The 6899-nt window shown below is 41.2% G+C and carries 13 protein-coding genes; 5 read left to right on the plus strand and 8 right to left on the minus strand.

Going from position 1 to position 6899, the window contains the following annotated elements:
• On the plus strand, positions 1 to 190 hold a 190-nt coding region (locus ACXM1Q_RS08510; protein WP_458517702.1), incomplete at its 5' end, for a hypothetical protein.
• 50 nt (positions 191 to 240) lie between these two features.
• Here ACXM1Q_RS08510 and ACXM1Q_RS08515 read toward each other — a convergent pair.
• The 3 genes from ACXM1Q_RS08515 to ACXM1Q_RS08525 all read right to left on the minus strand — a co-directional run bounded on the left by ACXM1Q_RS08515 (position 241) and on the right by ACXM1Q_RS08525 (position 1617).
• Positions 241 to 723, minus strand: a complete 483-nt coding sequence (locus ACXM1Q_RS08515) for a GNAT family N-acetyltransferase (protein WP_458517703.1) — start codon at positions 721 to 723, stop codon at positions 241 to 243.
• A gap of 97 nt (positions 724 to 820) precedes the next feature.
• The gene (locus ACXM1Q_RS08520) at positions 821 to 1141 is read right to left on the minus strand and encodes a nucleoside triphosphate pyrophosphohydrolase family protein (RefSeq protein WP_135038380.1); all 321 of its coding nucleotides are present in this window, start codon (positions 1139 to 1141) and stop codon (positions 821 to 823) included.
• A gap of 131 nt (positions 1142 to 1272) precedes the next feature.
• A complete protein-coding gene (locus ACXM1Q_RS08525) occupies positions 1273 to 1617 on the minus strand; it encodes a winged helix-turn-helix transcriptional regulator (RefSeq protein ID WP_458517704.1) in 345 nt (114 codons plus the stop codon).
• Between the two features lie 122 nt (positions 1618 to 1739).
• Here ACXM1Q_RS08525 and ACXM1Q_RS08530 point away from each other — a divergent pair, with 122 nt between their 5' ends.
• Positions 1740 to 2129 (plus strand): nuclear transport factor 2 family protein, encoded by a 390-nt coding sequence (locus ACXM1Q_RS08530; RefSeq protein ID WP_458517705.1) that lies wholly within the window; start codon positions 1740 to 1742, stop codon positions 2127 to 2129.
• A 45-nt stretch (positions 2130 to 2174) separates the two neighbouring features.
• Here the strand turns inward: ACXM1Q_RS08530 and ACXM1Q_RS08535 are convergent, their stop codons facing one another.
• From ACXM1Q_RS08535 to ACXM1Q_RS08555, 5 genes are all read right to left on the minus strand, one after another.
• Positions 2175 to 2459: a YbaK/EbsC family protein gene (locus ACXM1Q_RS08535; RefSeq protein WP_458517706.1), complete on the minus strand. Its 285-nt coding sequence runs from the start codon at positions 2457 to 2459 to the stop codon at positions 2175 to 2177.
• Between the two features lie 210 nt (positions 2460 to 2669).
• Positions 2670 to 3380 (minus strand): B3/B4 domain-containing protein, encoded by a 711-nt coding sequence (locus ACXM1Q_RS08540; RefSeq protein ID WP_458517707.1) that lies wholly within the window; start codon positions 3378 to 3380, stop codon positions 2670 to 2672.
• 146 nt (positions 3381 to 3526) lie between these two features.
• Entirely contained in the window at positions 3527 to 4441 is a 915-nt protein-coding gene (locus tag ACXM1Q_RS08545) for an alpha/beta hydrolase (RefSeq protein WP_458517708.1), read from the minus strand.
• Between the two features lie 13 nt (positions 4442 to 4454).
• A complete protein-coding gene (locus ACXM1Q_RS08550) occupies positions 4455 to 5054 on the minus strand; it encodes a DUF1349 domain-containing protein (protein ID WP_458517709.1) in 600 nt (199 codons plus the stop codon).
• Positions 5055 to 5060: 6 nt separating this feature from the next.
• A complete protein-coding gene (locus ACXM1Q_RS08555) occupies positions 5061 to 5621 on the minus strand; it encodes a sugar O-acetyltransferase (protein ID WP_135038026.1) in 561 nt (186 codons plus the stop codon).
• A 150-nt stretch (positions 5622 to 5771) separates the two neighbouring features.
• On the opposite strand from ACXM1Q_RS08555, the gene ACXM1Q_RS08560 reads away from it, so the two are divergent.
• The 3 genes from ACXM1Q_RS08560 to ACXM1Q_RS08570 all read left to right on the plus strand — a co-directional run.
• A complete protein-coding gene (locus tag ACXM1Q_RS08560; RefSeq protein ID WP_458517710.1) occupies positions 5772 to 6236 on the plus strand; it encodes a GNAT family N-acetyltransferase in 465 nt (154 codons plus the stop codon).
• Between the two features lie 7 nt (positions 6237 to 6243).
• Positions 6244 to 6720, plus strand: coding sequence for a glutathione peroxidase (locus ACXM1Q_RS08565; RefSeq protein WP_458517711.1), 477 nt, complete (start codon positions 6244 to 6246; stop codon positions 6718 to 6720).
• A 59-nt stretch (positions 6721 to 6779) separates the two neighbouring features.
• Positions 6780 to 6899 (plus strand): helix-turn-helix domain-containing protein (locus tag ACXM1Q_RS08570; RefSeq protein WP_458516452.1); only part of this gene is annotated, 120 nt, incomplete at its 3' end.

The following is a 6899-nucleotide window of genomic DNA, read 5'->3' on the forward strand; positions in this document are numbered from 1 at the left end:
TCGCTATCCCTTCCTCTCCCCGCTACCTCACGATAGTCAGGCTTGGGAGTCGCTATTGGGTTCACCGGTAGCAGGTGCCCACAGAGGACTTACACCTCAGATGTACGACATGCCCGTCGTACTAGTAAAAAGTCTAGTTCTATGTCAAATAGAACTAGACTTTCGAAGTCCTCTCAATTCCCAACCCTAGAGCTTAGTTGGTCATGAGTCGTATTAATGAAGAGAATCTACGGCTCCTGATTACCCAAGATAATCAAAGGCAATCCGCTCACTGCCATCTTCCAACCAGATTAGACCACATTTCTCAAAACCATATTTTTTTAAAATCACCTGCATTCCCTGATTATCTCGATGAGTATCAATCCGCAGATAAGCATACCGTTGCCGGCAAAAATCGAAACAGGTTTTGGCAATATTCTTGGTACGACCATTTGAAGCTAAACGATGAATAACCCCATAATCATCCTCACAACGAAAACGTCCTTCAATGATGGCATAGGTCGGATCAGGACCTGGCATCAAGGCAAAGACCCCAGCAATTTCTCCAGCTACAACACAGACATACAAATGCTCCCTATCAATATCAGAGGCAAGCAAGGAATAACTAGGATATCCGTTACTCCACTGACTAGGATTCCCTGTTTCTTCCATAAATCGACGAGCCGTCTGATAAATATCCATAATCTGCTTTAAGTCACCTTCAGTGGCTTTTCGAATCAACATCTCTACACACCGCCTCTTACCTATTCTTTTAATACGAAAGGAGTAACCACTATAATCTCTTACAACACTAGCTTCAGCAGTAAACTCCGCTCAATTCCTAAGAATTCTTCTTTTCAACTCGCAACTGATGTTCCTTGTCTGCCAGAAAAGCCTCCATTTCTGTAACCATATCCACATCCAACCGCTCTGCCAATTCTAACAACCACCAAATATTCTCGGCTAATTTACTCTCAAGTTTGTAGGGTGTCTCATCATAATACCTTCCCTGTCTCGTCATCACTAATCGCTGTAAATTGCCAATATCATTTGACAGAGCTAATAAGTCTTCCTCAATCGACCAGCGAGATCCGTGATTAGCCTCCTCCAATTTGTGATAGGCTTCCCGGATTGCAGTGCTTCGTTCAATTATTTCCTTCATATAATACTCCTTTGTCAGTCCTTCAGTAAATTCTTAAAAATCTGTGACTATTGAAATAGAATCATTCTCGCAACCAGCATCTGAACTTCTTCGTTCCCACCCAACTACTAACTGCTTTCATATCGCCTTGCTTAATGATTCTTTTCCTTTGCCAAGATTTCCATATAATCAAGTCCCCATTTCTCAACTTGGTCCAAAACTCCTTGAAAACTGTGACCAATCTCGGTTAAACTATACTCTACTCTCGGAGGTACTTCTGGATAGACTTTACGATGAACCAGTTTATCCTTTTCAAGTTGCCTTAAATGGCGAGTCAAAATACTTTGGGTCACGCCGGGAATGTTTCGTTGCAACTCATTAAAGCGTTTAGTCCCTGTACTCAACTGATAAAGAATAACCAAAGCCCATTTACCAGTTAAGACTTTTTGAGTCGTCGCAAAAGGACAAATCCCATATTCACTAACTTTAGTTGTCATTTTTTCTCCTTATTTTCCAGCAATAGTATCAGATTTGCTACTAAGCTTTATAAAAAAACGTACTTGTTGGTTTGACAGTCTGATTATACAATAGATTTGTAATCAAATAAAGGAGAAAACTAATGTCTAAAAATCTAGAAATTTTCAACCGTTACAATGAAGCTCTTATCGCCGGTGACTTTCCTGCCGTATTTGATACGATGGCAGATGACATCATTTGGCACCAGCCTGGAAATCATACGATTTCTGGAACTGTTGTAGGGAAAGAAAAGCTTGGGGTTCACCTAGCCACATTTGGTCAAAAAACAAACGGTACTTTCAAGGTTCTCACTAATTGGGTATCTGATAACAAGGATTTAGTTGCCGCTCATGTAACTTTCCTAGGGACACGTCCCGATGGAGTCGAACTGAATATGAGTGGAATTGACCTGTTCCGTATCGAAAACGGTAAAATCCAAGAAGTCTGGCTTTTCTCATCCGACCAAGGCACTGAAGATGCATTTTGGGGATAATCTGAAAAAACTTGCGAGATGTTCGCAAGTTTTTTTCAGACTCACTCAATCCTTTGCCAGACCCTCAAGAATGGAAACATGGGGTATCTGGCTCACTAAGTTGGTTGGCATAAGTAATTTTGAATGAGCCATCCCTCCGCCTACAATAATATTGTCCTGTTGCAAAATCTGGCTATCCACTAGAATAGACCTACTCTCAGGAAGACCAATGGGACCCATTCCTCCAAATTCCATCCCAGTTTGTTCCAAAACAGTCTCAAGTGAGGCAAATCCTACCTTCGAAACATCTAGTGGACATTTGACCGTCGCATTCGTATTCGCTTTTGTCATAGGGAACTAAAAGAGCTGCATATTTTTTCTCTTCTCCACGTTCCCCCTCGACAACCAGGCAGTTGACTTCTGTTTCAGTCAGAATTTCAAACTGAGGATACTAGCTGAGACCTAGTGCAAATTCAGGGTCAATTTCAAGAACTTTAATTTCTTCTGTAGCCCCTAATTTCTCAATTCCTTCCCAAACAGTAGGTGCAATGTCTCACCAATTTAATCATTCAAAGAAAGAGTTGCAGTTTCCCTATCTAGAATATGAGAAACTGCTTGACCTCCCAAATATTGTTGAGCTTTTTCAACAATAAACTGGAGGGCAGCTTCCAAAGCTTCCTCTCGACTTGTATCCAATAACTCAATCACTAAGAAGGCATTTTGAGTATCTTCCGTAATCATGGTCCGCTGACCATCTCGCCAGTTCAGACAACGGCAGACTGCTCCTGCATCATCCTTGTAACACAATTCTCCAGGTAAGGTAGGAGTATTTTCATCACTACCAATGAGGTAAAACTCATCACCACCTTCTGTGAGTGTCAACTGTAAATCACCTTGAAAGCTGTCTAAGTCTTCTGCTCCACAAGGCAGAGCAAAACGTAGACTGGCTGCATTATAGATATCAACGAGTGGGAGAATACTTCCTACTGGTTTACCGCTTTTAGCTCGTTTAAAAAGGGCTTCAATACTGGAACGAGCACCTTTTTTAGTCTTGAATGCTTGAAAAGCTTGCCGATAGACTTGGATCACAGAATTGTCGGCAAAAGGTTCCTCTTCAACAAAAGTTTTTGCCAATTCATTGCTTTCCTCCAACAGATTTTGGAGTTCTACTGGAGATTCCGCCAACTTTTGATACCCTTTCAAAAGCACTACCCCAATTTTTCCATTTGGAAAAAGATTCCAGAAAGATTCATCAACGATAAAATAGGCCATGTTTGGCTCCTTTCCTTGCCCCTTGAATGAAAAAAACAGCACTCTAAAAGTATCTTCTAAGACCTAACGATACTTTCAAGTGCTGCTCACCCGGTGGCGATTATTATTTTATTTTTTTCAAGTATAACAAAAAAGAAAACTCTTGTCTATTCTCCTAAAAATTCTTCTAGGGCTGGTAGAGCCGTATTATTAAAGCTATCATCAATCCAGTGGCCCCCTCCTTCTACAGTGACCAATTGTGAATCTGAAAAAAGCTTTAAAGCTTGTAAGCTGTAATCATAGGGAACTACTTCATCAGCTGTTCCGTGAATCAGCATAACCGGAGCTTTCACTCTTTTCATTTCCGTCTCGATATCGATTGACAGAGCATCTTTGAGATAGATGGAGCCAAGTTGAGCATTGCGGTGAGTAATCACTTCTGGAAGATCATCGACCGATTTTACCCCTAAACGAGCATAAGTTTGCGCTACGTCATCAAAGAGAACAAAGGCTGGGAACACTAAGGCAAGTTTATGAATCCGCTCTGGATTATCTGCTGCATACAGAGTTGACACAACTCCACCTTGGCTAGCCCCTAGTAAAGTAACCTGATCCCCTGTTACAAACTTTTCCTTAGATAGCTGGTTAATGACAGCTTCCAAATCAGCTTTCTCAGTCAGAACTGACATATGCAGCATATCCGTCCCCCCACTTTTCGACGCTTGGCTACCGCCATAAAAATCAAAACGGTAGACTACATAGCCTTGGCGTGCTAGATTCTCAGCATAATCAGCATAATTCTCTAAGGTGTTGTTAAATCCATGGGCAATGATTAAAAGTGGACGCTTCTCATTTTTATAATTAGCATCCGCTGTCAGAACCCCAACTAATTCGATATCATCTCGCCGAACACGATAGTCTTCCTCTATAAGATTACTGGACTCTTGCAAAGAAATCGCCTCTTTTTGAACCTCTGTAGCCATATTTGGTGTCGCCTCACTATCATAATTTTTTCGCATAAAAAACCAAAAACAGCTAAGTCCTAATAAAAGGATACTAAATACATAAATAGCTTTACGCATAATCCCCCTCCAATCAATCGGGCTCTTGACCATCGTGGGCCTGCCAGAGGCAAGAGCCTAAATCCAATGCACTAAAATGAGCCGTAAAACTTGAGTCTTCTGGCGAGCAAGCATAGATTCCCAAAGAAATCGGACCGTTCGCTTGATTGAGATGACAAATCCGCATTTGCTGAAAATTGATTCCATCAAGGGAATTCTCAATTCGAAAATCTTGCTTTCGACGGCTAAGTCGATAATACATGGATTGAGTCTTAGTAGGAATTTGCACCGTTGCCCAGTCAGAGAATCCCTGGTTCGTCACAACCGAACCTAGATGCTGAAAGGCTTGATTTTCATATTCAATTGATGCCTTGAGCCAGTTTTCAGAATCCAAATAAACAACGATACCGGCCTGGTCAAAACGCTGATGACTATCCGTCACATCAACCTTAACCGTGAAGGAAAAATAGTCCTCCTCTGTATCCATCAGCAACATCGGTGCATTATCATTCACAAAATGGTAATAGGTTTTCTGCCACAAATCTGTATGCGGCTGGGTTGTCACTGATAGCTCCTCTGGACCAAATTTAAATTCTTGTGGTCTATTGACCCAACGAAACTGTGAAATATCCATTTCGCATCAACCTTTCTTACTCTCAATCACTTTGATCACCTTGGCTGGATTGCCGGCTAAGACAACATTATCACCAAAGGACTTGGTAATTACTGCACCAGCTCCTGCGACAACGTTATCCCCCAGAGTCACACCTGGAAGAACCGTTACACCTCCACCAGCCCAGAAATTATCGCCAATCGTAATAGGGGCACCATACTCCAACCCAGCATTTCGCTCCTCTGGATCTAAGGGATGAAGTGGGGTTAGAAATTGGCAATTAGGGCCAATCATGGCATTTTTTCCAATTCTGATGGGGCAAACATCCAGCATCGTCAAATTCCAATTCGAATAAAAATTTTCACCCAAGTGGATATTGACCCCATAATCACAAACAAAACGTGGTTTAACAGATAGATTTTCTCCTGTAGAGCCAAACCATTCTTTTAAAATCTTAGCCCCTTGTTGCCGATCCTCTTCTTCATTAAAAGCCTTTTGATAGCTTCTGGAAGCCTGAACCAACTCCCTCAACTCAGCAGCAGCTGGGTTGTAGAGTTGACCCGCTATCATTTTTTCGAATTCAGACATAACCTTGCTCCTTCTTGGAAACTCTCCCCTTATTATAGCAGAATCTACTCCACAAGATTAGACCTTGAAAAGCCTGCTATTCTTCCGATATAATAAAGCTATAATAGCTACTTCCTTTGGTAGCGACAAAATATAAATAGGAGGGAATCTATGTCCATTCGTCTTGCAAAGCCAAATGACATCCCAGCTATCCTCAATCTTCTAGAGGAAATCTTAGCCGTCCATCACAAGGGACGACCTGATATTTTTAAAGCTAGCGGCAGTAAGTACAATCAAGAGCAATTAGCAGAAATTTTAGAAGATCCAAAACAGTTCTTATTTGTCTATGAACAAGACAATCAGATATTAGGGCATCTCTTCTGCCAAATTCAAGAAGCTCAAAGTAGCGTCCTTAACCCCATCAAAACACTCTTTATTGATGATCTCTGTGTCTCTCATACAGCCCGTGGCCAAGGGATTGGGGAAAAATTCATCGCCTTTGCAAAAGCCTATGCCAAAGAGCATGGTTGCTACAATTTAACCTTAGATGTCTGGGCAGATAACGATGGAGCTGTTCGTTTCTATGAACGCCTCGGATTCCAACCACAAAAAATACGCATGGAAGAAATTTTGTGAGGATCAAATGACCACTCTCTATGATTTTACAGTTCAATCTCAAAACCAAGAAGCTATATCCCTAAGTCAGTTCCAAGATCAGCTGGTCCTAGTAGTGAATACTGCAACCGGCTGTGGTTTAACTACACAATATCATGGCTTACAAACCCTCTACGACCGGTACAAAGACCAAGGATTTACCATTTTAGACTTTCCTTGTAACCAATTTCTTGGTCAAGCTTCAGGAAGTGATGAAGAAATCAATACCTTCTGTAGCCTCAACTACCAAACGACCTTTCCCCGTTTTTCCAAAATCAAGGTAAATGGCAAAACAGCAGATTCACTTTTTGTCTGGCTAAAAGAACAAGCATCCGGCCCGCTCGGCAAACGCATTGAATGGAACTTTACCAAGTTCCTTATCAACCGCCAAGGACAGGTGGTCGCACGTTTCTCCTCAAAAACAGATCCTTTAGCGATTGAAGAAGAACTTCTACGCCATCTTTAAAGTCTTTCAAATAAAATATACTCTTTTAGATTATAAACTGTATATGATATACTGTTTTTATGGCATACGGAATTGATTTTAGAAAACGTGTCCTTGAATATGTTAAAGAGGGACATACACGTAAAGAAACAGCAGCTTTATTTAATATTAGCATCAATACTTTATACAGTTGGGAAAAG

Source organism: Streptococcus sp. 10F2 (genome assembly GCF_054331515.2).

Coding starts and splice junctions, on each gene's coding strand:
- ACXM1Q_RS08520 (WP_135038380.1), bottom strand. CDS start 1,141: ATGAAGGAAATAATTGAACGAAGCACTGCAATCCGGGAAGCCTATCAC.
- ACXM1Q_RS08525 (WP_458517704.1), bottom strand. CDS start 1,617: ATGACAACTAAAGTTAGTGAATATGGGATTTGTCCTTTTGCGACGACT.
- ACXM1Q_RS08555 (WP_135038026.1), bottom strand. CDS start 5,621: ATGTCTGAATTCGAAAAAATGATAGCGGGTCAACTCTACAACCCAGCT.
- ACXM1Q_RS08550 (WP_458517709.1), bottom strand. CDS start 5,054: ATGGATATTTCACAGTTTCGTTGGGTCAATAGACCACAAGAATTTAAA.
- ACXM1Q_RS08515 (WP_458517703.1), bottom strand. CDS start 723: ATGTTGATTCGAAAAGCCACTGAAGGTGACTTAAAGCAGATTATGGAT.
- ACXM1Q_RS08565 (WP_458517711.1), top strand. CDS start 6,244: ATGACCACTCTCTATGATTTTACAGTTCAATCTCAAAACCAAGAAGCT.
- ACXM1Q_RS08530 (WP_458517705.1), top strand. CDS start 1,740: ATGTCTAAAAATCTAGAAATTTTCAACCGTTACAATGAAGCTCTTATC.
- ACXM1Q_RS08560 (WP_458517710.1), top strand. CDS start 5,772: ATGTCCATTCGTCTTGCAAAGCCAAATGACATCCCAGCTATCCTCAAT.
- ACXM1Q_RS08535 (WP_458517706.1), bottom strand. CDS start 2,459: ATGACAAAAGCGAATACGAATGCGACGGTCAAATGTCCACTAGATGTT.
- ACXM1Q_RS08545 (WP_458517708.1), bottom strand. CDS start 4,441: ATGCGTAAAGCTATTTATGTATTTAGTATCCTTTTATTAGGACTTAGC.
- ACXM1Q_RS08540 (WP_458517707.1), bottom strand. CDS start 3,380: ATGGCCTATTTTATCGTTGATGAATCTTTCTGGAATCTTTTTCCAAAT.